This is a genomic window from Henriciella algicola, from assembly GCF_003576245.1.
GTDB classification, from domain to species: Bacteria; Pseudomonadota; Alphaproteobacteria; order Caulobacterales; family Hyphomonadaceae; genus Henriciella; species Henriciella algicola.
In genome coordinates this window covers 320,814-342,719 of sequence record NZ_QWGA01000003.1, presented here as the reverse complement: position 1 = coordinate 342,719, position 21,906 = coordinate 320,814, and the positions used below count along the sequence as shown (strand labels likewise).

General features: G+C 60.9%; 21 protein-coding genes. 6 read left to right on the top strand and 15 right to left on the bottom strand.

The genetic code is table 11. The features are described 5' to 3' along the window. Window positions 1–27: 27 nt before the first annotated feature. The 10 genes from trxB to D1222_RS02115 form a co-directional block, all read right to left on the bottom strand. Window positions 28–996, bottom strand: coding sequence for a thioredoxin-disulfide reductase (gene trxB / locus D1222_RS02160; protein WP_119452592.1), 969 nt, complete (start codon window positions 994–996; stop codon window positions 28–30). A gap of 117 nt (window positions 997–1,113) precedes the next feature. Further along, entirely contained in the window at window positions 1,114–2,031 is a 918-nt protein-coding gene (locus D1222_RS02155) for a cation diffusion facilitator family transporter (protein ID WP_119452591.1), read from the bottom strand. Window positions 2,032–2,109: 78 nt separating this feature from the next. Continuing rightward, window positions 2,110–3,204, bottom strand: a complete 1,095-nt coding sequence (locus tag D1222_RS02150; RefSeq protein ID WP_119452590.1) for a mitochondrial fission ELM1 family protein — start codon at window positions 3,202–3,204, stop codon at window positions 2,110–2,112. A gap of 146 nt (window positions 3,205–3,350) precedes the next feature. After that, window positions 3,351–3,824: a transcription elongation factor GreA gene (greA, locus tag D1222_RS02145; protein WP_119452589.1), complete on the bottom strand. Its 474-nt coding sequence runs from the start codon at window positions 3,822–3,824 to the stop codon at window positions 3,351–3,353. A 69-nt stretch (window positions 3,825–3,893) separates the two neighbouring features. Further along, a complete protein-coding gene (carB, locus tag D1222_RS02140; protein WP_119452588.1) occupies window positions 3,894–7,172 on the bottom strand; it encodes a carbamoyl-phosphate synthase large subunit in 3,279 nt (1,092 codons plus the stop codon). A 237-nt stretch (window positions 7,173–7,409) separates the two neighbouring features. After that, window positions 7,410–7,748, bottom strand: coding sequence for a glycine zipper family protein (locus D1222_RS02135; RefSeq protein ID WP_119452587.1), 339 nt, complete (start codon window positions 7,746–7,748; stop codon window positions 7,410–7,412). A 139-nt stretch (window positions 7,749–7,887) separates the two neighbouring features. Continuing rightward, window positions 7,888–9,396 carry a hypothetical protein gene (locus D1222_RS02130; protein ID WP_119452586.1) on the bottom strand — a complete coding sequence of 503 codons (1,509 nt, stop codon included), beginning with the start codon at window positions 9,394–9,396 and terminating at the stop codon, window positions 7,888–7,890. Window positions 9,397–9,544: 148 nt separating this feature from the next. Further along, window positions 9,545–10,744, bottom strand: a complete 1,200-nt coding sequence (locus D1222_RS02125; protein ID WP_119452585.1) for an acyl-CoA dehydrogenase family protein — start codon at window positions 10,742–10,744, stop codon at window positions 9,545–9,547. Between the two features lie 83 nt (window positions 10,745–10,827). Next, window positions 10,828–11,103 carry a hypothetical protein gene (locus D1222_RS02120; RefSeq protein WP_119452584.1) on the bottom strand — a complete coding sequence of 92 codons (276 nt, stop codon included), beginning with the start codon at window positions 11,101–11,103 and terminating at the stop codon, window positions 10,828–10,830. Between the two features lie 161 nt (window positions 11,104–11,264). Further along, a complete protein-coding gene (locus D1222_RS02115; RefSeq protein WP_119453688.1) occupies window positions 11,265–12,002 on the bottom strand; it encodes an MBL fold metallo-hydrolase in 738 nt (245 codons plus the stop codon). Window positions 12,003–12,107: 105 nt separating this feature from the next. On the opposite strand from D1222_RS02115, the gene D1222_RS02110 reads away from it, so the two are divergent. Beyond that, entirely contained in the window at window positions 12,108–12,686 is a 579-nt protein-coding gene (locus D1222_RS02110) for a hypothetical protein (RefSeq protein WP_119452583.1), read from the top strand. Here the strand turns inward: D1222_RS02110 and D1222_RS02105 are convergent. Further along, window positions 12,683–13,207 carry a paraquat-inducible protein A gene (locus D1222_RS02105; protein WP_119452582.1) on the bottom strand — a complete coding sequence of 175 codons (525 nt, stop codon included), beginning with the start codon at window positions 13,205–13,207 and terminating at the stop codon, window positions 12,683–12,685. The genes D1222_RS02110 and D1222_RS02105 overlap by 4 nt on opposite strands. A gap of 128 nt (window positions 13,208–13,335) precedes the next feature. On the opposite strand from D1222_RS02105, the gene D1222_RS02100 reads away from it, so the two are divergent. Next, entirely contained in the window at window positions 13,336–14,241 is a 906-nt protein-coding gene (locus tag D1222_RS02100) for a M48 family metallopeptidase (RefSeq protein WP_119452581.1), read from the top strand. Here the strand turns inward: D1222_RS02100 and D1222_RS02095 are convergent. Next, window positions 14,238–14,705 (bottom strand): GFA family protein, encoded by a 468-nt coding sequence (locus tag D1222_RS02095; protein WP_119452580.1) that lies wholly within the window; start codon window positions 14,703–14,705, stop codon window positions 14,238–14,240. The genes D1222_RS02100 and D1222_RS02095 overlap by 4 nt on opposite strands. A 194-nt stretch (window positions 14,706–14,899) precedes the next feature. On the opposite strand from D1222_RS02095, the gene D1222_RS02090 reads away from it, so the two are divergent. The 3 genes from D1222_RS02090 (at window position 14,900) to D1222_RS02080 (ending at window position 18,591) form a co-directional block, all read left to right on the top strand. Then, window positions 14,900–16,858 (top strand): S9 family peptidase, encoded by a 1,959-nt coding sequence (locus tag D1222_RS02090; RefSeq protein ID WP_119452579.1) that lies wholly within the window; start codon window positions 14,900–14,902, stop codon window positions 16,856–16,858. A gap of 175 nt (window positions 16,859–17,033) precedes the next feature. After that, window positions 17,034–17,456 carry a DUF2141 domain-containing protein gene (locus D1222_RS02085; protein ID WP_119452578.1) on the top strand — a complete coding sequence of 141 codons (423 nt, stop codon included), beginning with the start codon at window positions 17,034–17,036 and terminating at the stop codon, window positions 17,454–17,456. Between the two features lie 91 nt (window positions 17,457–17,547). After that, window positions 17,548–18,591 carry an SPASM domain-containing protein gene (locus D1222_RS02080; RefSeq protein ID WP_119452577.1) on the top strand — a complete coding sequence of 348 codons (1,044 nt, stop codon included), beginning with the start codon at window positions 17,548–17,550 and terminating at the stop codon, window positions 18,589–18,591. Between the two features lie 71 nt (window positions 18,592–18,662). Here the strand turns inward: D1222_RS02080 and D1222_RS02075 are convergent, their stop codons facing one another. Next, entirely contained in the window at window positions 18,663–19,304 is a 642-nt protein-coding gene (locus tag D1222_RS02075) for a 2OG-Fe(II) oxygenase (protein ID WP_233348469.1), read from the bottom strand. Between the two features lie 32 nt (window positions 19,305–19,336). Then, the gene (gene carA, locus D1222_RS02070) at window positions 19,337–20,512 is read right to left on the bottom strand and encodes a glutamine-hydrolyzing carbamoyl-phosphate synthase small subunit (RefSeq protein ID WP_119452575.1); all 1,176 of its coding nucleotides are present in this window, start codon (window positions 20,510–20,512) and stop codon (window positions 19,337–19,339) included. Window positions 20,513–20,645: 133 nt separating this feature from the next. Here carA and D1222_RS02065 point away from each other — a divergent pair, with 133 nt between their 5' ends. Then, window positions 20,646–21,134: a GatB/YqeY domain-containing protein gene (locus D1222_RS02065; protein WP_119452574.1), complete on the top strand. Its 489-nt coding sequence runs from the start codon at window positions 20,646–20,648 to the stop codon at window positions 21,132–21,134. A 12-nt stretch (window positions 21,135–21,146) separates the two neighbouring features. On the opposite strand, the gene D1222_RS02060 is transcribed toward D1222_RS02065, so the two are convergent. Next, the gene (locus tag D1222_RS02060) at window positions 21,147–21,794 is read right to left on the bottom strand and encodes a TetR/AcrR family transcriptional regulator (protein WP_119452573.1); all 648 of its coding nucleotides are present in this window, start codon (window positions 21,792–21,794) and stop codon (window positions 21,147–21,149) included. Window positions 21,795–21,906: the final 112 nt, after the last annotated feature.

Below are 21,906 nucleotides of genomic sequence, written 5' to 3'. Positions count from 1 at the left end.
GTGATGCGGGGGCTGTCTACTGCCGGTCTATTCGGCCGCGACGGCCTCATTGATGGCGACCTGCTCTTCCAGCCAGTGCTCTGCTTCGAGGGCAGCCATGCAGCCCATGCCTGCGGCGGTTACGGCCTGGCGGTAGGTCTCATCGGTCACGTCGCCGGCCGCATAGACGCCCGGAATGTTCGTCTTGGTCGTGCCGGGTTCAGTGATGAGGTAACCGTTCGCTTTCATGTCGACCTTGCCCTTGAAGAGCTCGGTCTGCGGCGCGTGGCCGATGGCGATAAAGACGCCGTGAACGTCGCGGGTTTCTTCCTCGCCGGTCTTTACGTTTTTGAGGCGAGCTGCCGTCACGCCGGGAGGGTTATCCTCACCAATGACTTCTTCCAGCACGGTGTCCCAGAGGATTTCGACTTTCGGGTGCTTGAACAGGCGGTCCTGCAGGATTTTTTCTGCGCGGAAGCCATCGCGGCGGTGCACGACTGTGACCTTGGACGCAAAGTTCGTCAGGAAGAGCGCTTCCTCGACGGCCGTGTTGCCACCGCCAACGACGATGACTTCCTTGCCGCGATAGAAGAAGCCGTCACAGGTCGCGCAGGCGGAGACGCCGAAGCCCTGATACTTTTCCTCAGACGGCAGGCCGAGCCATTTGGCCTGTGCACCGGTACAGATGATGACGGCATCGCCGGTATAGGTCGTGCCGCTCTCGCCAATGGCACGGAAGGGACGGCTCTCGAAATCGACCTCAGCGATGTGATCTTCGGAGACCTTGGTGCCCATCTTCTCGGCATGGTCACGCATCTTTTCCATCAGCTCCGGGCCCTGGATTTCGGCGAAGCCCGGATAGTTTTCCACTTCGGTCGTGATGGTCAGCTGGCCGCCAGGCTGCAGGCCAGCAACGACGCGCGTGTCGCGCAGGGCGCGGGCGCCATAGATCGCAGCTGTCCAGCCTGCCGGGCCGGACCCGATGATCAGGATTTCAGAATGGATTGTCTCGCTCATCACCCGCTCCAGTCTTCTGGCCGGTTCGTCAGCCAGTCTTTGTTTTCTGGGCTACAGGTATGGGGATTCTTTGCCGGTGAATAAAGCCCCTGACATGCACAGCAGCAGTGCGGAAGGTCAGGGAAGGTCTGGCGCCTTGTGCACTTCGACAGTGGCGTGACTGACGCCAAACTGCTGTTGCAGCCGGGTTTTTACCGCGCGGCGGACCGTATCGAGGCAGGCACCATCGCGGGCAACCACTTCGAGGGTGACGAGCGGTTTCTGCTCTGTCAGCGCCCAGGCGTGGATGTGGGTGACGCGGGCAGCATCCTCGAGATTGGCTTCGAGATCCTTCTTGATGTCATCGGGGCTGAGGCCGGACGGCACGCCCTCGATCAGGATGTGCGCGCTTTCACGCGTAACGCGCCAGCCGCCGACAGCGATGATCAAGGCGACGACAACCGAAAGGATCGGGTCAATCGGTGTCCAACCCGTCGCGAGGATGAGGATGGCGGCCACGATGGCTGCGACAGAGCCGAGAAGGTCGCCAGCGACATGCCAGATCGCGCCGCGCATGTTGAGGTCATCATGATCGCCGCCATGCAGGATAAAGAAGGCGATGATGTTGACGACGAGGCCCGCGATCGCCACGCCAAGCAGGATTCCGCCAAGGATGGGCTGTGGCTCAAGAAGGCGGTGGATGGCTTCCCAGACGATCCAGACGGCGAGAGCGAGCAGGGCGAGACCGTTCACGAAGGCGGCGAGCACCTTGAAACGGGCAAAGCCGAAACTGCGAAGGCCATCTGCGGGACGCGCGGCAAGCCGGAAACCGACCCATGCAAGCGCCAGTGAGCCAGCGTCGGTCAACATGTGCGCCGCATCTGCCAGCAAGGCGAGCGAGCCGGAGATGATGCCGCCGATGATTTCCGCGCCCATGAAGGCAAAGGTGAGCACGGCAGCGATGGCAACGCGCTTGCGTGCGTCAGCCGTCTCCGTCACCGCATGATGGTGGCGGTGCTCATGGTGTCCAATGCCGTGCGAATGGGTGTGTGCCATGCCTGCAAGATCGTGGGACTCGCGTCGAAGTCAAGAAAAAATGCAGAAAAAACAGTTAGTTGAGAATGTGATTACGTCTCATTCCAGCCAGTCTGGCAAGACAACGGATTGATCTTTCACATCTTTCAGCGCGGGCTGGGGATGGCGGGCGATCAGTTTTTCGATGATGGCGTCAGCAACGCGGTCGGCTTCGCGAAGCGGCGGGTACTGCCAGTGGGAGAGCGTGCCATCGAACCAGCGCGCACAGCCGCGTGAAATCAGGCTTTCATGCAGCCGGTCGAATTTCGGGCTGGAGCCTTCAAGGCGGGCGATATGAATGGGCAAGGCGTGCCAGGCGGCGTCAGACAACATGTTCGCGCTGTCTTCTGTCACGATGGCAGCGTCCGAATAGAGAAGCCAGGCGAGGTAGGGGTTCTGGCCGTCCTGAGGACCGGACCAGAAGCGTGCGCCCACCTTGTCAGAAAAGGCGCGGAAGCGGGCGACGATCTCGACCGGGGTACGTCGGGACGCCGTGATGCGCAGGCGCCACTTCTGCTGGGCGAGGGCCGCAAGCTGCGCTTCGAGGCGATCAGCCGCGGCCTCCGTGAATCGGTGCGCCTTTGAATTGCCGCCGAGGATCACGATGCAGGATTTGCCCTGCTCATCGGCGAGGTCGGCGAAAGCCTGCCCGGCGGATTCTATGTCGTCGGCCGCAAAGTGAGAAGGCGACCCGACCGTCTGGATCACGTTCGAGCCGGTTACATCGTCATGCTGTGGCACGACGAGAAGGTCGAATTTGTCGGCTGAGGTCTTCGGGTCGAGGATCTGGACCGTCAGCGTGCGCCCGCCCGATAGCTCCCTGACCCGTGCCGTATAGGGCGCGCTGCGACGCCCGGCAGCTATCCAGACATCGGGGAAGGGGGGCTGGAAGAGGCTCCGCTGCTCCTTTGGAAGGGCGGCAAGCGGCATGGGCCAGTTGCTGCCTGGCAGCAGCGTCCATGGCGCACGCGGGGTGAGTACGATTGGCGTTTCGCGATGACCTGCGCCCGCGATATGGGCGATCTGCATCCAGCGCCCAGTACTGGACAGGGCACGCATGACGGCGCGGACCTGCGCGGCATTGCCTGCGCGTCCATCAGAGACACCCCAGACCGAAGGGCCTAGCTGATCATCTGCATGAGAGGCCGGAGCCATGCTGCTTGCGCCTTTCCATAGTGGTTATGGTTAAGGTGGGTTTGTGCCAGTTTTCGCCGCCACGTGCACCCGCGCTTTCATGTGGAAAAGAAAAAGCCGGCAAGGTGGTCCCTGCCGGCTCTTCGATCTTGTTGCGGAATGCCGCCCTATTTGAACTCGACGTTCTCAATCTCATAGACGCGGGCACCGCCGGGCGCGGCGACCTCTGCCTCGTCGCCAACGGTCTTGCCGATCAGCGCGCGGGCAATCGGCGACTGGATCGAGACCTTGCCCTTGGCAATGTCGGCTTCATCCTCGCCAACGATGCGATAGGTGACTTCCTTTTCGGTGTCGGCATCGATGAGCGTGACGGTCGCGCCGAAGACGACCTTGTCGCCCTTCAGCTTCGTCACGTCGATCACTTCAGCGCGCGCAAGCTTGTCTTCAAGCTCAGCCACTCGGCCTTCGATGAAGCTCTGCTTTTCCTTGGCAGCATGATACTCAGCGTTTTCCGACAGGTCGCCATGCTCACGTGCTTCGGCGATCGCAGCGATGACAGCCGGGCGTTCAACCGACTTCAAATGCTTGAGTTCTGCGTCGAGGGCAGCATGCCCTTCGGCGGTCATGGGTGTTCTTTGCATATCGAGAATAACCGTCTGTTTAACGTGTCAGCGTCTGTCTAAACGCGAATTCCGTCAAGTAGGGTTGTGTCAGGCCTGCTGCAAGGGGCGAACGGTGAGTTCGCGTTCGCGCAGTGCCCGAATGCCCTGCACCGACGCAATCGAGGCCGCAAGCGTCGTGAAGTAAGGGATCTTGCGGGTCAGCGCCGTGCGCCGGATCGAGGCGGAATCCTTGAGCGACTGGGCACCTTCGGTCGTGTTGAAGACAAGTTGTACGCCGCCATTGATCATCCGGTCGACAATGTGGGGCTGGCCTTCGATGACCTTGTTGATGCGTTCGACGGCGATGCCATTCTCTTCCAGGAAGGTAGCGGTGCCGCTGGTCGCGATGATGTTGAAGCCCATCTCCACAAGCTCTTTCACCGAATTGAGCACCAATGGCTTGTCGCTGTCCTTGAGCGAGATGAAGACAGCGCCCTCGCGCGGCAGGTGCACATCGACGGCGATCTGCGACTTCAGGAAGGCGGCGCCGAAATCATCGTCCCAACCCATGACTTCGCCGGTTGAGCGCATTTCCGGGCCAAGCACAGGGTCGACGCCCGGGAAGCGGGCAAACGGGAAGACCGCTTCCTTGACCGCGACGCGGCGCGGCTTGGCGTTGCTGAGGTCGAATTCGGTGAGCGACGCGCCAGCCATGACCTTTGCGGCGATCTTTGCGATCGGGGCGCCAACAGCCTTTGCCACGAAGGGGACAGTCCGCGAGGCGCGCGGGTTGGCTTCGAGCACGAAAATCTCATCATCCTTTACAGCGAACTGGATGTTGATGAGGCCGCGAACTTTCAGCTCACGCGCAAGCGCCGCGGCAGAGTCAGAGAGGCGCTGGATGATGTCGGCCGAAAGCGTGTAGGGCGGCAAGGCGCAGGCGCTGTCGCCGGAATGGACACCGGCTTCCTCGATATGCTCCATGATGCCCGCAACGTGGACGTTGGTCTCGTCACAAAGCGCGTCGACGTCGACTTCGATGGCGTCGGAAAGATAGCGGTCGAGGAAGAGCGACTGATCGCCAGAGACTTTCATGGCCTCTTTTGCAAAGGCCTTCACGTCGGCATCGTCGCGGCAGATTTCCATGGCGCGGCCACCGAGCACGAAGCTCGGGCGCAGCATGATCGGATAGCCAAGCTTGCGGGCCATCTCGAGGGCTTCTTCCTCAGAGCGGACAGTGGCGGACGGGGCTTGCTTGATGTCGAGACGGTCGAGCAATGCAGCGAAGCGCTCACGGTCTTCGGCAAGATCAATGGAGACCGGGCTGGTGCCAAGAATCGGGACGCCTGCATCGTGCAGCGGGGTGGCAAGCTTCAGCGGCGTCTGGCCGCCGAACTGGACGATAACGCCTTGCAGCTCTCCCTTGCCCTGTTCCTTGGCAATGATTTCGGAGACGTGCTCATGGGTGAGCGGCTCGAAATAGAGCCGGTCGGAGGTGTCATAGTCGGTGGAGACCGTCTCAGGGTTGCAGTTCACCATGATCGACTCGATGCCGACCTCTTCCATCGCGAAAGCGGCGTGACAGCAGCAATAGTCAAACTCAATGCCCTGGCCGATCCGGTTCGGGCCGCCGCCAAGGATGATCGCCTTCTTGCGGTCAGAGACGTTCGCCTCATCATCGGCTTCAGTCTTGCCGTAGGGCGGGTGCTCATAGGTCGAATAAAGATATGGCGTCTTGGCCGCAAATTCAGCCGCGCAAGTATCGATACGCTTGTAGACCGGGCGCACGCCGATCTCATGGCGTGCGGCGCGAACAGCCGTTTCAGTCTGATCGGTAAGCTGGGCGAGGCGGGCGTCAGAGAAACCCTGCGCCTTGAGCTCGGTCATGCTGTAGCGGTCTGTTGGCAGGCCATCGCGGCGCACATTGGCTTCGGTCTCGATGAGGCCTGCAATCTGGCGCAGGAACCAGCGGTCGATGCTGGTGATCCGGAAGACGTCCTCGACGCTGAAGCCTTCGCGGAAGGCCTGCGCCACGTGGAGCAGGCGGTCAGGGGTCGGGCGGGCGAGCGCAGAGTGAAGCGCTTCGCTGCCGGTGACTTCGGATTCGTTGAAGCCGGTGAGGCCCGTTTCGAGCGAGCAGAGCGCCTTCTGGACGCTTTCCTGGAAGTTGCGGCCGATGGCCATGGCTTCGCCGACGGATTTCATCGCTGTCGTCAGAGTGGGTTCTGAGCCGCGATACTTTTCGAAGGCAAATCGCGGGATCTTCGTGACAACATAGTCAATTGTCGGCTCGAAGGAGGCTGGCGTCACACCGGTGATGTCATTGTCGAGTTCATCGAGCGTATAACCAACGGCGAGCTTTGCGGCGATCTTCGCAATCGGGAAGCCTGTTGCCTTGGAGGCCAGCGCAGACGAGCGCGAGACGCGCGGGTTCATCTCAATGACGACGAGACGGCCATTGTCAGGGTTTACAGCGAACTGGACGTTGGAGCCGCCAGTTTCCACACCGATCTCGCGCAGGACCGCCAGCGAGGCGTTGCGCATGATCTGGTATTCGCGGTCGGTCAGCGTGAGGGCGGGCGCGACGGTGATCGAATCGCCAGTGTGCACGCCCATTGGGTCGATATTTTCGATGGAGCAGATGATGATGGCATTATCCGCCTTGTCGCGGACGACCTCCATCTCGAACTCTTTCCAGCCAAGAAGGCTCTCATCGACGAGCACCTGCGCGACCGGCGAGGCAGCAAGGCCGGAGCGGACGATCTCTTCATACTCTTCGATATTGTAGGCGACGCCGCCGCCCGTGCCGCCCAGCGTGTACGCAGGGCGGATAATGGCAGGAAGGCCTACCTCTTCCAGCACGTCCATAGCACGCTTGAGGCCTTCAATCCGGTCATAGCCGGTGACTTTGCCAGCTTCGTTCTTGATCTCTGGCGCAGAGACGATGGCCGCGCGCGGATTCTCAAGGCCGATCCGGTCCATGGCTTCGCGGAAAAGGCGGCGGTCTTCTGCCATTTCGATGGCTTCAGCGCGCGCACCGATCAGCTCAACGCCGTACTTTTCGAGAATGCCTTCCTTGAAAAGGTCGAGCGCGCAGTTGAGCGCGGTCTGGCCGCCCATGGTCGGCAGGATCGCGTCAGGCTTTTCAGCTGCGATAATCTTTTCGACGAAATATGGCGTGATCGGCTCGACATAGGTTGCGTCGGCCATGTCCGGGTCGGTCATGATCGTCGCCGGGTTCGAGTTCACCAGGATGACGCGGTAGCCCTCATCCTTGAGCGCCTTGATGGCCTGCACACCGGAATAGTCGAACTCACACGCCTGGCCGATAATAATGGGGCCGGCACCGATAACGAGGATGGATTTAAGGTCGGTGCGTTTTGGCATCTCATGTCCTCGTCATTTCATGACCAATGGTCAAACGGGTGCGCTATAGCGGCGCTTGAGGGCAGGGGGCAAGACCACAATCAGGGAAAACTGACGATTGTCTGCAGGCCGTTCCTGCGTGCAGGCCGGAAACTAACACGAGGGCGCGCTGCGCAAAGGTGCTGCAGACTGCTGCGGCCAAGAAAAAAGGCCCCCTGCAGTGAGGGGGCCTTCTTCAATCAATAATATGAGTGGGACCTACCAGCGGCGTGGGTCGGTCGGGTAACGGTCATATGCGTCTGCATAGCCGTCGCCGTCATAGTCCTGCTCATCGGCCTGGTCGCGAACGCCTGGCATGTCGCAGTCTTGGGCTTCAGTACAACCCTTTGCTGCGCCAGCTGCACCGCCGAGTGCCGCACCGATCGCTGCGCCACGTCCGGCATTGCCGTCGCCGGTATTGTTGCCGACGACTGCGCCAGCGACTGCACCAAGGCCTGCGCCAACAGCGGCGTTGCGTTCGGTGTAACCGGACTGCGTGCAGGCGGCCATCATCAGGCCGGTTGCGGCGATCGCGGTGGTTTTAAGAAGCGTATTCATGGGTAGACCCCTTCTCTTCGAATATGAACAGGTCAAACGAAGTTGAAACCTGCAGGTTCCAGTCGTGACAGAGAAAAAGTCCGATGCGGAGTTACAAATGCTTTAGATGAACAGAGCACAACAGAATTGGGCGCCGTTTCTACTCTATAAGCCGGGCAATACGCGCAGGTTGAATGGCCACAGGCACGTCGGTCTTGCCGGGGTTGAAGTCAATGCGCAGCAGGCCTGTGTCGCGCAGCGAGATCCGGTTCGCGACGATCTGCAGGAGTGGTGATGACTGATCGCCAGCCCCCGAGCCGCTGATAAAGAAGTTCTGCGTCGGCAGATAGATCAGCCCGATAATGCTGAGCGCGCCATGCCCGGTCAGGCGAGAGACAACCGGGACGCCATTCAACGCGGTGTTGCGACGCTCAGCGACCGCGATACCGGCCAGAGGGCCGTCGGTTGGCGCTGAAAGATCAAGACGCGCCTGATCGCTGACCCGCAAATAAGCCCCCGGCCCGGTGAAGACGATGGTCACGCCTTCGGCTTTGACGGTCGCCTTGCGGGTGACTGTCATCGGCGCGTCCTTGATGAAATAGGTTCCCGGCTGCATCCGAACGTGACCGTAAGCGATGTCGAGACCGCAATAGGTGCCCGGCGTCAGCGTGTCGGTTTCCATGTCGAACTGGCGGTCTAGGATGTAGAGCGCATTGGCAAGATTATCGGTTAGCGCCAGCAGGTCGAAATCGCTCAGACCACCGCCGGTTGCAGGCTCGCTCGGGCAGTTTGGATTGCTGGCCCCGGCCCGGTTGCTGCATGCATTCGCAAGCCCGGTCTGGCGCTCATCATCATCGTCGTCGTCATCATCATCATCGTCGTCGTCATCGTCATCATCATTGCGTCTGCCGCTATTCTGGCGACGCAACAGTTTTTCCAGCTGGCGTTCGCTCTGGCGAACTACGCTGAGAGGTGGCTCGAAATCTGGCGCTGGCGCACATGTCCCCGCGGTGGGCGGGGTCCAGTCTTTCAGCGGGTCCGGGATAGGATCACACTGCTGATCGGGTAGCGGCGACACGCTGGCGCGGTGTGAGCGGTCAACGAGGCCAGCGGCGCAGAAGCTCTTGGCTTCGGCTCGCCCGCCCAGAAGCGACAGGGACTGTCGCCCTGTATTGTTAGACCAGACGATGCAGCCGTCTGCGGTCAGGCGCGCAAGATGTTTCAGTGAGATGCCCGACTGCTCATTCGGGCTGAGGGCCAGAAGACAGAGCGGAAAGCCCCAGGTCGATGATGCGACTGCGCGGCGACGGATAGGCGCCGTGGCAGTATTGCCAGAGAAGCGCGCGAAGAAATTGACCGGCTGGAATTCAAGCTCGACTGCGAGCTGGGTGTGCTGACCATAGGCGTCTTCAGTGACTGCATCCACAACGAGGTCGGCGAGCGCGTATTCCGAGTTTCTTTCGGCGAGAACCTTTGCCTGATGATACGCTGCCTCCAGCCTGTCTGCGGCGCGCGGCGAGGAGGAGTTCAGGAAGGCCGTAGCCCCACCGAGCGCGGCGGAATCTGCGGCCTGCTGAACCTTGGAGCCGGACCGGGAATCCATTCCAAGTGCAAGCGTTGCCGCGACCAGTGCGAGGATTGCCATGATGCTGATGGCGAAGATGGGCATCGTACTCGCACGTTCACATGCGAGATACTGCCGGGATACAGAAGGGAAAGGCCTAGGGTTCACTTTCCCGTGATCTCACAATCAATTAAAGATCGCGCTAGCTGACTGAAACAAATTTCATCAAGTTGAGTATTCTGTCCGCTACATTTTACAGGCCGAGCACCCGTTTCGCGATGATGTTGTGCTGGATCTCGTTCGTGCCGCCATAAATGGACTGCGCGCGGGTCCCGAAATAGGTCGATACGCCTGGCGCCGCATGGCTGGTTGCCATCCCGCCTTCGAGCCAGTCCGGGCTGACAGAATCAGCAAAGCCGCGTTGGGCATTGAAGCCTGCGGTATCGAGATAGAGCGTCGTGATTTGCTGGGCCGTCTCCGTTGCAAGGATCTTCACGATGGAGGCTTCCTTGCCGGGCGCGCCGCCATCCTTCACCGCTGACAATACTCGCAGGACGGTCATTTCGAGGCCGTCCACGGCGAGGTCAGCCTCGGCCAGCTTGCGGGCAAAGGCCGGGTCATCGATCAGGCGGTGATTGCCGCCATCGGGCACAGATGACGCGATCTTGCGAATATGCGCGAGCTGCTTTCGCTTGCCGCCAATGCGCGCATAGGAGGTGCGCTCATGGCCGAGCAGGTACTGACTATAGGTCCAGCCCTTGCCCTCCTCGCCGATGAGATAGTCGGCGGGCACGCGAACATTGTCGAAGTGGACCTGGTTGAGCGCGTGCTTCCCATCGATCGTGATGATGGGCGCCACGGTGATGCCGGGCCGGTCCATCTCTGCGATGATGAAGCTGATGCCTTCCTGCTTCTTGCCGGAACTGTCGGTGCGCGCGAGGCAGAAGATCCAGTCGGCATGCTGGGCCGCCGACGTCCAGATCTTGGTGCCGTTGAGGACGTACTCATCGCCCTCTTTCACCGCAGAGAATTGCAGCGAGGCGAGGTCAGAGCCTGCTTCCGGCTCTGAATAGCCCTGCGCCCAGCCTTCGCGGCCCTCGCGGATGCCCGGCAGCCAGCGCTGTTTCTGCTCATCCGTGCCGAACGTATAGATGATCGGGCCGACATAAACGACGCCCATCGGGGTGACGGTTGGCACGCCTGCGCGCTCCAGCTCCTCATCGAAGACGTATTGTTCCTCAAGCGACCAGCCGGGGCCGCCATGCTCTGCCGGCCAGCCTGCCGCGAGCCAGCCCTTGCTGCCGAGCGCGGCTTCAGACTTTCGCACCTCTTCAGTCGTCAGCGAGGCGCCTTTCGCCGTCTTGGCGAGAATGTCTTTGGGAAATTCGTTTTCGAAGAAAGCGCGCACATCTGCGCGGAAATCCTCGAGCTTCGGGTCTGTCTTGAGGTCCATGAGCGCACATTAGCTGACGCGCCCGCCAACGTCAGCCATGACCCAAGGTCAGAGGCGATGGACGGGGATCAAGCCTGCTATTATCACCCGGAGAATAATGCCGATAGCCCTCGCCAAATTGACGACAGGACGACCACGGCAAAAGCGGCGGCGCCGATGAGCAGGATGATGCCGACCACTGACGCCAGCACAATGCCCCATGCCGAGGCGAATTCGTAGCCCTCGGGGTCGTGGGCGCTATAGGCAAAGGGTAGGGCAATCAATAAGCCGATGACCACGACTGCGCTAAGATACCGGCCCCAGCCGGAATCGCCGTCCGGCTTGAAATTCACTTCGCCGAATTCCGCCCAGCTTTTCACGACAGCGCCCGAATTTGCGCGCGTTGTTGGCGCGTCCCCGGCGGCGAAGGATATAGCGGATCGATGCCCTGCGCTTGGCTTCTTCGGGGCTGAGCGGCGTCTCAGGGTCGGTCATCAGACTATCGGCTCCCTCAAGACGCTTCAGATTGGACCTGTCAGGCTTAGCTATACCGCTTCGACAGCTTCTGGTCGATTTCGCTCGCGGCCTGCTTCGCTGCGCCAGCATAGCCGGTGAGGGCATCCGCGACGAAGGGATTGTCCTGACGCTCCTGCCCGAACGTGCTCATCGGGCCGTGGCCCGGGATAAAGCGGATTTCAGGTCCGAGCGGCCAGAGTTTCGAGGTGATAGAGTCGATCAGCTGGGTGTGGTTGCCGCGCGGAAAGTCGGTCCTGCCAATAGAGCCGCGGAAGAGGACGTCGCCCACAAAGGCCAGCGCACCGCTTTCATTATATATCACGACATGGCCGGGTGTGTGACCCGGTGTGTGGGCCACGCCGAACTTCACACCATCAAGCTCCAGCTCATCGCCATCATCCAGATAGCGGTCCGGCGTCACGTTCTTGCCGTCTGTGATGCCATAGCGCTGACCGGAGGACTCAATCTCGTCCAGAAGCCACTGGTCGTCCTTGTGCGGGCCGATGATCTCACAGCCGGTGCGCTCTTTCACGGCGGCGGCAGCGCCCGCATGGTCCATGTGGCCATGGGTCAGCCAGACGCCGACGATCTTCACGCCAAACTCCTTGGCCGCGCCCATCAGCTTGTCGATGTCCCCGCCTGGATCAACGAAGACGCCTTCCTTGCTCTCGATCGACCAGATGAGAGAGGTGTTCTGTTGCAGCGGCGTCGTCGGAATGACGCGGATTTCGAGCTTGGGCTTATTTTGGGCTTGGTCTGTCATGCGGTACATCTAGTCATGGAGGGCTGAAGCGCAATGCTATCGGCGCGGTAGGTGATCAGGCTAAGGTGGATGGTGATGTGAGACAAGCAGGGCCGGGGGACTTCCATGGCAAACGATGAAGGCGCAGCGAGCACGGCCGATCGGCTCTGGCGCGAAGCGATGCACCTCTTTTCGAACTTTCGCGGCATGCGCCCGCGCCGGTCGTGGGCGAGCGGGCTCAGCGTCGGCACCGGTCCGAAACGCCTTGAACGACTGACAGGCTCAAAGGGCGCCGCGCAACTCATGCCGAAGCTGAAAAAGCTCTCTGACAGGGAACTTGTCATCTTCCGGACCTATGCGCGGATCAATCTGGAGCAGGCAGAGGCGGCGATGCGGCTCAGCCTGATCGCAAACATCACCATCCCTGTCGGCTTTCTCGTGATCCTCAACCAGTTCTTTCCGGGCACGGTGCAGGCATTGTTCGATTATGCCGGCGTTGAGGCCATGCTGGGCGGCATTGCGGCTGCGGCCGTCATTCTGCTCCTGCTGATCTGGTACAGCTATGCTGGCGTATTTCAGGCGCGTGACATCTCGCACCTCGCTGCGATTGCAGCAGCCAGGCGCGGCGCGAGCGCATCTGATGACGAAGGCCATGGGAATGGCGACGAGGCAGGGCCTCTGGAGGCGGTTGAGCCGCTTCTCTAGCTGACCGGTTTCCAGCGCGCGAAGGATAGCCGCATGGTCGCGATATTGTTCAGGATCACGCCTGCCGCGAAATAGTAGAGACCAATTCGCGGATGGAAGCCGACATAGGCCATGGTCTGCGACAGGCCGATCAGCAGGGCGGCCAGAAACACGTCCAGCATTGACCATTTGCCGAGTACGTTGAGCCACAAGGCGAGCTTCGGGCTGGGCGGGGCGCCGCGCCGGAAGATGATGGCGGCGATGAATGTCTTGGCGAGCGGGAAGACGCCCGAGAAGAAGACCACCACCATGCCGAGGAAAAAGAGGTCGAGTTCAATCAGCGTCTCAACCAGTCCCCAGAGATTGTACTCGATCATGATGCCCACATAGTTCGGCTTCATGATGGAAGGCTGGGAGATACCCATGATGATGAGCGCAACGGACGCATAGAGCGCCCATTCGGCGACAACGTCGATGATCTTGCTGGGCAGCGGATCGCGGCCAAGCCTGCGGCGAACATGTTGTTTTGAGGTGTCGGTCATCGTGGGCGAGACTTGTCAGACATTGTGGCCTTGTCAACGCTTCCAGGCTTCAACTCTTTCAAGAGGGCGGCTTTGGAACTAGTTACGCGTTAAGGCTTATTATGCTCAGCAAAAAGTGAGGGACGCACTTGGGACGTTTCATTGTCATTCTTCTCGGCCTCGCGGGCCTCGCGCTGTACTATTTCAGCAATCAGGAAGTGAACCCCTTCTCCGGTGAGCGGGAATTCAACGCCATCTCGATCTCGCAGGCGAGTGAACTGGGCGCGCAGTCCTATGCGCAGATCCTGCAGCAGGAACGGTCGAACGTGCTCTGCCTGGATGGCTGTCAGAGCGAAGTCGCCCGCGATGTCGTGAGTGAAGTGCGGGAGATTGGTGAGCGCCTGCAGCGCGCTGCCGTGGAATATGAGCGCGACCTCCTCGCTGAAGGGTGGGAGTTTACACCCGTCTCAGAGGATTTCGCCTGGACCTATAACGTCATCCAGTCGGACCAGCCGAACGCCTTCTGCCTGCCGGGTGGCTATGTCGCCGTCTATACCGGCATCATGGATGTGACCGGCAATTTCGACGGTGAAGTAACGCTGGCCGACCTTGACGACCCTGACAAGCTGGCGGTCGTCATGGGCCATGAGATCGGCCACGCCATGGCGCATCACGGCGCCAAGCGGATGAGCCAGAGCCAGCTTGCGCAGCTCGGCATGGCAGCCGTCAGCGTGGGTGTCGGCGATATGGACCCAAGCCAGCGCCAGATGGTGCTGGGCGCGATGGGCGTGGCGGCGCAGGGCGGCCTCATGGCCTTCTCGCGCCAGCATGAAACTGAAGCTGATCGCATTGGCCTCGAGCTGCTCGTGCGGGCCTGCTACGACCCGCGTGAGGCGCCGGAGCTGTGGGAGCGTATGGGCTCGCTCGGCGGCGGTCAGCGCCCGCCTGAGTGGATGTCAACGCACCCGGCCTCAGAGACCCGCGCGCAGAACTTCCGCGACTGGATGCCGGAATATATCGAGATGTATGAGGCCAATTGCGGCCCGCTGCGCTAGGCGGCTGCGGCCGCCGCTTTCGCATAGGTCTCGATCAGCGGGCCCATATCGTCAGGTCCGGGAAAGCGCTCAAACCCGTGCGGCGCGCCGGTCTCGGCCCAGCTGAGCTTTTCGGCCGTCTGGGTCTCGACGAAAGGCGCGTACCAGCCTGTCTCATCGAAAAGGGTCGCGCGGACATTGACCATGAAATCGAGCGCGGCAGGGCGCGTGAACATCCAGCTCATGCAGTCCGGGCAGAAATAGTGGGGCAGCTCCTCGAGCTTCAGCCCGCCAATGACGGGCTCACCCTTGATGATTTCGAAGCCTTCCGTCGGAAAAGCAACGCTGGTTGAGAAGGCACTTCCCGACATTTTCTGGCAGCCCGTGCAGTGGCAGGCCATGGTGATGAGCGGTTGCTGCGTGACTCGGAAGCGGACTGCGCCGCAGCGGCATCCACCCTCGGCGGGCAGGTCGGGATGTTTCATGGTGTGCTCCAGTCACGAGAGGGCCTGCAATCTGTCTGCCCCATTCCCTGCGCCAGGTCCAACCAGGGCACACCTCATTAATCGCCTTCTGGACCGGCCTGCGGCCTTCACGAGGCAGGCGAGCCGCCTATACTCATTCCTGACAGGCTAGCGGCGTCCGTTGCCAGCCATTTCACGCGATCAGGAGACACTCAATGTTCTACAAGACGACCGCCCTTGCTGGTGTGGCTGCGGCAGCGCTCATCTCGGCCCCTTTCGCCAGCGCGCAGGAGGCCATGGCGCCGACGACTGCCGAACGCGTGACCGAAGGCAATCTCGTCATGGAGAACATTCCGGACATACCGGAAGCGGTGAGCGAGAAGCTGCGCCAGTATCAGAATGTGCGCACGCACGGCTTTGCCGACTGGACCGATGAGGGCGTGCTGATCGCGACCCGCTTTGGCGAGGTCAGCCAGATCCACCAGGTGAAGATGCCGCTCGGCGCGCGCCGTCAGGTGACCTTCTATGATGAACCGATTGGCGGCGCCTCTGTCAGCCCGGCGGGTGGCAGTTTTGTCTTCTCCAAGGATACCGGCGGGGATGAATTCTATCAGGGCTACCTCTTCGACATGGCGAGCGGCGGCGTCACACGGTTTACCGAAGCAGGTACGCGCAATGGCGGCTATGTCTGGACTGATGATGGCTCGCAGGTCTTCTTCTACGAAGCGCGCGATGGCGAGGCTGACTACGACCTGAAAATGGGCAATCCGGCCGATCCGGCCAGCATTGGGACTGTCTTCGAAGGCGACGGCACAGGCGCGCTTTTCCCCGTCGATTTCTCCGCCGATGGCAGCATGGTGACCATCCAGCGTTATATCTCCATTCAGGACAGCGACATCTTCACCTTCAATGTCGCGACGGGCGAGATGACCGAAATCCGCCCTGGCGAAGAAGTCGCCTATAATGGCCTCTATTTCCTGCCGGACGGCAGCGTGCTGACCTCCACCGATGCAGGTTCGGAGTTCAAGAACCTCGTCCGCCTCGTGCCGGGGTCTGATGAGATGACGGTCTATACCAGCGATATCCATTGGGACGTCGAAGGCTATGACCTGTCGCCGGATGGCAGCACGGTCGTCTTCACGGTCAATGAGGGCGGCCTTGGCACGATCAAGCTGCTCGATATCGAAAGCGGCGAGGTGACCGACGGCCCTGACCTGCCGACAGGGATCGCAGCCGGTCCGCAATTTGACAGCACGGGCGCCCGCGTCGGCTTTACCTTTGTCGGCGCGACCAGCCCGGCCGATGCCTGGTCCTTCGATGTCGAGACGCTGGCGCTCACCCGCTGGACCGAAGCCGAAGTGGGCGGGCTCGATACCGCCGCCTTCGTCGAGCCGGAGATGTTCGACTATCCGAACGCTGACGGCATGGACATTCCGGCCTTCATCTATCGCCCGGCAGGCGAGGGGCCCTATCCGGTCATCGTCTCGATCCATGGCGGGCCTGAAGGCCAGTCACGGCCTTACTTCTCTTCGACCTACCAGTATTGGGCGAATGAACTTGGCGCGGCCGTCGTCGTGCCGAACGTCCGTGGCTCTGCCGGTTATGGCAAGACCTATGTAAGCCTCGACAATGGCCTGAACCGCAAGAAGTCGGTCGAGGACATTGGTGCGCTGCTCGACTGGATCGACGGCCAGGGCGACCTCGATAGCGACCGCGTGCTCGTCTATGGCGGCTCATATGGCGGCTATATGGTTCTGGCCTCCATGGTCGATTACAATGACCGCCTCGCGGGCGGCATCGACATTGTCGGCATCTCTGACTTCAAGACCTTCCTTGAGAACACCAAGGGTTATCGCCGCGACCTTCGCCGGGCCGAATATGGCGATGAGCGCGACCCGGAGATTGCGGCCTTCTTTGAAGAGATTTCACCGCTGAACAATGCGAGCGAGATCACCAAGCCGCTTTTCATCATCCAGGGCGCGAACGACCCGCGCGTGCCAGCGTCCGAGGCAGAGCAGATCCTTGAAGCCGTGCGCCAGAATGGCGGCGAGGCGTGGTTCCTGCTCGCCATGGATGAAGGTCACGGCTTTGCCAAAAAGTCGAACCGTGACTTCCAGCGCGAGGCCGAAACGCTGTTCCTTCAGGACGTGCTGGAGCTGGACGGCGCGGAGTAAGAGCGCGCATTCAGGAGAACAATAAGGAAGCGGCCCCATCGCGGGCCGCTTTTTTCGTTGTGCGCCTCTCGAACATAGACCAGCCAAGAAATCGTACTTTGATTTACAAAGTGCTCTTGACGGCAGTCATAAGCTTTGCAATACAAAGTGCATTGCAGAAAGAAAGGAAACTGCCATGTTGAAGCAAATCATCACCACCGCCCTGATCGCTGGCGCTGTTGCGGCCCCGGCTATCGCCGCACCGCTGACCGTTACGCTTGAGGGCGTCGAGGATCGCGGCGTGCCGCTCTATGTCGGTGTTCAGACCGAAGAGCAGTTCATGAAATGGGACGGCATTGCCGGCGAGAAGATCGAAGACCCGGAAGCCGGCACGGTGACGGTCTCGTTCGACCTGCCTGAAGGCGAGTATTCGGTGTCTGTCTGGCACGACCTCAACAATAATGGCGAGTTCGATATGACCGAGGGCGGTTGGCCGGATGAAGGCTACGCGATGAGCAACCAGTCTGCGCTGCGCGGCATGCCGACATTTGATGTCGTGAAAGTCGCTGTCGACGCCGACGGAGCGGCCATCACCGAGACGGTCAACTATCCGCAATAGTCTGTACAGACACACATTATCGTGACCGGCTCTCGCAAGGGCCGGTCACTTGCTTTAGCGCTGGAGGTTGAACCAGACGCCGGGAAGCAAAATGCAGTCTATCTACTGGGTCCTCACCTGGGCCTGCCATCGCAAATGCAAGCACTGTTATGACGACCGTTTCCGGCCCTATGTGCGCGATGCCCTGAAGAATGTCGTTGCCGAGGGACAGACCTCGTACGAGCGAATTCTCGCCAATCTGCCCGACGATATGAGCTGGGCCGACCCGCAAAGCGGCACGCGTGAGCGCACAAACCTTATCCTTGCAGGCGGCGAACTGTTGATCGACGGGGTACGCGAGGAGTTGTTCTATCCAGTCCTCCGGGCGATCAAGTCGCGCTGGGGGGCGAAGGCGCCGAAAATCTCCATGCAGATGACAGGTGATGTGCTGACGCCGCAAATCCTCGACGAATGCCTTGAACTCGGCGTCGAGAGCATCGCCATCGCATCTATCGATGACTTCCATGTCGGCATGAAAGGCGAAAAGAAATTCCGCTTCATGCAGGAGATAAGGGACCTGATGGCGTCGCGCGGCGTCAGCGAAGTGTCTTTGGGCGGCGCAAAATCGAAGAAGCTGAATATGCCAGCACAACAGGAAAAGCGCCCGGAGGGGCCGACCTTCCTGTTCTTCGGCGCGCAGGAAGACCTCTGGATTGGCGAACTCTGGCCGCGTGGCCGGGCCTGGGCCAATGGCCTTTCCAATGCAGGCTATGACACGAATTTCTGCGCGCGCTGGTCTGGTGGCAAGAACTTCCTCCACCTTGGACAAGCAGGCTCAGAAGTCGCGATCGAGCCTGACGGGTCAATCTATCCGTGTTGTCTCAAGACCAAGGCCCCGCTTGGCAAGCTGACCGAGGAGCGGCTTGAGGACATCCTGGCCAGCGTCGGGACGCTGCCAGAGATACAGGCGATCAATCGCGGTGCGCCAGACGCCATGATGGAGGATGCTGAGGCCTTCAGGGAGATGTCGAGCGCCGTCGACGGGTCAGGGCGCACGGTCGAGAATATGTGCATCGGTTGCGACCGCTATTTCGAAACGACGCTTGGGCCGAAGCTGAAAGCGCTGCGCGAAGAGCGGTTGGGGGCGCGGGTTTAATCAAAATCCACCACAGCCTCATGGTGAGCGTGGTTCGTCAGGCTCACCATGAGGCTGTGTTGGGTGGAAAATCAGCTCAGCGGGTCAATGCGGCCGACGCCGGACTGGTTCACGCGCCACCAGCCGGCGAGGCCGTAGCGGGTTTCCTGCGTAACTTCGACTTCGTGTGGAATGGCTTCTGACAGCATGAGAACGACGCCGCCGGGCTGCGGAATGATGCGGGCGGCGGGGGCATCGTCCTTGCCTGCGCCTTCATTCCATACTGCCAGTGCACCGCCGCGCGCGTCGTCCCAGTCTTCATTGAGGTAGGCGACAAGGGAGACGACGCGGTTTCGCGCGCCTGCAAAACTGTCGAGGTGGCGGTCATAGAACCCGCCGGGCGGGTAGACGGCAAAGCAGACTTCCATCTCGAACAGGCCGAGCATCAGTTCGCGGTTGAGCGCATTGCGCAGCGTTTCGGTCCAGCCGCGAAAGTCCTGCTGGGCTGGCGTCGATCCATCAAACCAGGTGATGCGCGTGCGCCGGACAGACCGGTCGACATGGAAGTCGTCCTCGCGGCCAATACCGGCAGGGCCAAGGTCAGAGGCGGCATCGCGGACGATGAGTTCAGCGCGCAGCGCCGATGTCAGCGCATCCGGGAGCAGGCCGGGCTGCCAGCTCCATCCTTTGGTTGCGAGATCGTCGGCAATCGCGCCGATACGATTGTCCCCCACGCAAAGCGCTTCAGGGGGAGGGGAGATGGCGTTCAGCTCTGTTGGTCCTTCATGAAGCCTGCAAAGCGCTGGAACAGGTAGAAGCTGTCCTGCGGGCCGGGGCTCGCCTCGGGGTGGTGCTGGACCGAGATGATCGGCTTGCCTTTGACCCGAAGGCCCGAATTGGTGCCGTCGAAGAGCGAGCGGTGGCTTTCCTCGACGCCGTCCGGCAGCGTCGCCGTATCGACGGTGAAGCCGTGATTCATGGACACGATCTCGACCTTGCCGGTCTCGAAATCCTTCACGGGATGGTTCGCGCCGTGATGGCCCTGCGGCATCTTCTTGGTCTGAGCCCCCAGTGCGAGCGCAAGAAGCTGGTGGCCAAGGCAGATGCCGAGCAGCGGCTTGCCACTGTCGATCAGATTCTTGATCGTGTCACCGCAGCGTTTGATGGTCGCCGCCGGGTCACCGGGGCCGTTCGACAGGACAACGCCGTCCGGGTTGAGCTTCATGATCTCTTCAAACGGGGTGTCGCCGCGAACGATGGTCGCGCGCGCGCCAACATGGGCGAGGTTGCGCAGGATGTTCTTCTTCACGCCATAGTCGAGCACGACGACGTGGAAGTCTGTCTGCTCATTATTGGCAAAGCCGGTGGCAAGGTCCCAGAGGCGCTCTGAATTGTCATAGGCGGCATCGCCAACGACGTTCAGTGCAAGGTCGGCTGCTTCTAGGCCTTCCCAGGCCCGCGCCGCTTCGATCAGTGCTTCGACGTCGATCTTGCCGTCCGGTGCGTAGGCGACGGCGCATTTCGGCATGCCGCCCTCGCGGATGATGCGGGTCAGCGCGCGCGTGTCGACATTGGAGACAGCGGTGATGTTCTTCTTCGCCAGCCAGGCGTCGAAATGGTCGCGTGAGCGCCAGTTGGACGGCGGCGAAATTGGCTCACGGAAGACGGCGCCGGTGGCGGCGCGGCCTGCCTCAGCGGAGGATTCCTCATGGTCTTCCGGGTTCGCGCCGACATTGCCAACATGCGGGAAGGTGAACAGAACGACCTGGCCTGCATAGGACGGGTCGGTGAGGATTTCCTGATAGCCGGTGATCGAGGTGTTGAAGCAGAGCTCCCCCACTGCAACGCCTGCGGCGCCGGAACCGTGGCCCAGGAAAACCGTTCCATCTGCCAACGCAATCGCGCCGGTTGCTGGTGAATCATGTTGATTTCCGGTGGTCATGGGCGTATCTCCTCGCGTCCTGTCAGACGCCATTAGGGTTTCGGTCACAAACAGACCTCATCCTTCGGCGGCGTGAGATAGGCGTGCAGTGACCCGGGCGTCAAGTTCGAGGTCCATGTATAAAAGAGCAGGTATGGGACAGACAGACGTTTCTCCAGCTAACACGATCCGCGACCGTGTTTTGATCGCACTCCAGAAAGCTGAAGCCGACGATGCCGAAGGCATTCGTGCGCGCACGCTGCGTCTGGTAAGCTGTGCCATGCGCGACCGTGATGTCACGGCCCGTGGACAGGGCCAGTGCGCGGGGTGCGAAGACACTGAGGTTCGCAAGCTGCTCGAGATCATGGTGGCCCAGCGCGAAGTATCAGCGCGTGAGTTCGACGAGTCAGGCCGCATCACGGATGCAGAGCGCGAGCGCGAGGAAATGGAGATCCTCCAGTCCTTCCTGCCGCAGCCGCTTAAGGGTGCAGCACTCGAAACCGCTGTCGATGCCGTGGTGAACGATCTGGAAGCGACCAAGCTGAAAGATATGGGCCGCTGCATGGCGGAGCTGCAAAGCCGCTATCCCGGCCGTATCGACACAGGCACCGCCGGCAAGGCTGTCCGTCAGGCGCTGCGCTAGGCACGGGCTGGCTCAGGCAGGCCCGAGCGACAGATACCCGTAGACAATATCGGCAATCTCGTCCGCGAAGGCATCGCCTTCCGCTGAGACGACGTAACCCGGGCCGTCCTCATTGAAGAGGGCTTTTTCGACGAGCGCCGTATTGGCGATGTAGATCATCATCTCTGCCGCGCGGTCGAGATCTGACTGGCCGATCCTGTCTTTCACAAGCTCCAGAAAGGCCCGGTTGCCTGCCAGCGCATCTTTCCAGAGCTGTTTCCAATCCTCGCCGATCAGCTGCGGGCGAAGCCGTCCCTGCAAGTGCACCGCGCGCAGGATATGAGCTTGCTCGCGGATGAAGCTGTAGGCAGCGCGCATCTGTGTGCGCAGAAGCTGGCGAAGGTCTGCGGATGTCACTTCCTCGGCCTTAACGGCGGCGGTTTCCATCTGCAGCGCGCTGCGGGTCGTCCAGAGCTCGAACAGAAGAGGGATCAGCGCCTCCTTGTTCTCAAAGCGGCGGTATACGGTGCCGACCGCGACGCCTGCCTCGGCTGCAAGGTCAGGCACCGAGATCGCGTCAAAGTCTTTCTCCCGCAGCAGCGCCTCGAGGGCGTCCATCAGCTTTTGCTGGGTCTTGATGGACCGCGTCTGCGTCGCTGGCCGGGCAAAGCTGTTTGACATCGAAGCTTCTTTCTCATATGTGAATGTGAATTCACTTTCATGTTAGGCGAGAGTGAGCGAGCTTTCAAGCAGCAGAGGGCTCAACGACACCGCCGCGCATACGGTTTGCGAA